Genomic DNA, 1,877 nt, shown 5'->3' on the forward strand with positions numbered 1-1,877 from the left:
TCCCTTGCCAGATAAATAATCTTGAATAACGCGTTGTTTTAATTCTATGGAATATTTGACCATAAGAAAAGACCTCCGTATGGAAAGGTTATAATAAACTAGACACAAAGTTAAGAGAAATCGTGGAAAGGTTTATTATGGCAAGAAGAAAATTCGATAAACAATTTAAAAATTCTGCAGTAAAACTCATTCTTGAAGAGGGTTACTCTGTTAAAGAAGTCAGCCAAGAGCTTGAGGTTCATGCCAATAGTCTTTATCGCTGGGTTCAAGAAGTTGAAGAATATGGAGAAAGTGCTTTTCCAGGCAATGGGACAGCCCTAGCTAATGCCCAACATAAGATTAAATTGTTAGAGAAAGAAAATCGTTATCTTCAGGAGGAACTTGAACTTCTAAAAAAGTTCCGGGTCTTCTTGAAGCGAAGCAAGTAAAACGTTTTGAATTTCTCTTGAAACATCATGGGAAGATAAAAATTAAGCATGCAGTAAAAGTTCTTAAGGTTTCTCGCTCAGGTTTCTATGAATACATGCATCGTCGTCCTTCAAAACAACAAGTGGAGAGAGAAATTCTCTCAGAGAAGATAAAAGCTGTCTTTCATGAGCATAAGGGACGCTATGGTGCGGTTAGAATTACCAAGGTACTTCATAATACTGGTATTATGACCAACACGAAACGTGTTGGGAAACTGATGCACTTGATGGGACTTTATGCCAAGGGAAGCCGTTATAAATATAAACATTACAACAGAAAAGGAGCTTCGCTTTCAAGACCCAATTTAATTAATCAGATCTTTAAAGCAACAGCTCCTAATAAAGTATGGCTGGGAGACATGACCTATATCCCTACCAAAGAAGGCACCTTATACTTAGCCGTGAATATCGACGTTTTTTCACGTAAGATTGTAGGCTGGTCAATGTCTTCACGGATGCAAGATAAACTGGTGAGGGATTGCTTCTTACAAGCTTGTGGGAAAGAACATCCTCAGCCTGGCTTGATTGTCCATACTGATCAAGGGAGTCAATATACAAGCTCTCGTTATCAATCTACTCTTCGTCAAGTCGGTGCTCAATCTAGCATGAGTCGTAAAGGAAATCCATATGACAATGCAATGATGGAGTCTTTTTATAAGACGCTAAAGAGGGAGCTTATTAATGATGCTCATTTTGAGACAAGAGCTGAGGCTACTCAAGAAATATTTAAATACATTGAGACCTATTACAATACAAAAAGGATGCATTCAGGTCTTGATTACAAGTCTCCAAAAGACTTTGAAAAATATAATTCTTAAATTCTCTTAACTCCGTGTCTAGTTTTTCGTTGACTTTCCATTAAGCGAATGTTAATATAATTATGATAGACTATGCTTATTCCAGAAAAACTTTTCATAAATACTCCTGAAAAACATCAACTATTGATGTTTTTCTTATTGACAAATAATATTGAAGTGGTAGAATGGGTACATTATAATAATAACCCCTAAAAATCATTGAATGGTTTTTAATCTACTTAGTAAAAAATCTCTTTCTAACTGAAGGAGTTTTTTTATTAAAAGTGAGCAAAAATTTACGAAAGTTTTTAAAGTGAAAATTTTATGTTTTTCACTTCAGAAATGGTATCTTTCCGAAAAACAAAAATTTTTCCGAAACTTATTATTTCTAGAGTGAAAATCATTAAACTCCCTTTTAAAACTTTTTTCTTTTTTATAATGAGAAATCTCTTTCAGTCAGAAGTAAATTTTACTATGGAGATTTTAAAATTAATGACTGAGATTTTTGATGGAAATATTTATTTAAAACTGAACTCAAAAATTATTTTCAAAAAATATTGTTCATTTTTTGTTTAAATATTTGATTGTAGTCCAATGTCAACGGAAATAAAAT

At 33.2% G+C, this 1,877-nt stretch carries 1 protein-coding gene; it reads left to right on the plus strand.

Features of this window, described 5'->3' with window-relative positions; all coding sequences use genetic code 11:
- The first annotated feature begins 137 nt into the window (after positions 1-137).
- Positions 138-1,285 (plus strand): IS3 family transposase gene (locus ABZ945_RS32880; protein ID WP_095559415.1). Its coding sequence is split into 2 segments (ribosomal slippage): positions 138-390 and positions 390-1,285, totalling 1,149 coding nucleotides; the frame shifts between segments, so codons are not numbered across the junction.
- Positions 1,286-1,877: the final 592 nt, after the last annotated feature.

Source organism: Streptomyces sp. NPDC046887, from assembly GCF_040644755.1.
GTDB lineage: Bacteria > Actinomycetota > Actinomycetes > Streptomycetales > Streptomycetaceae > Streptomyces > Streptomyces lichenis.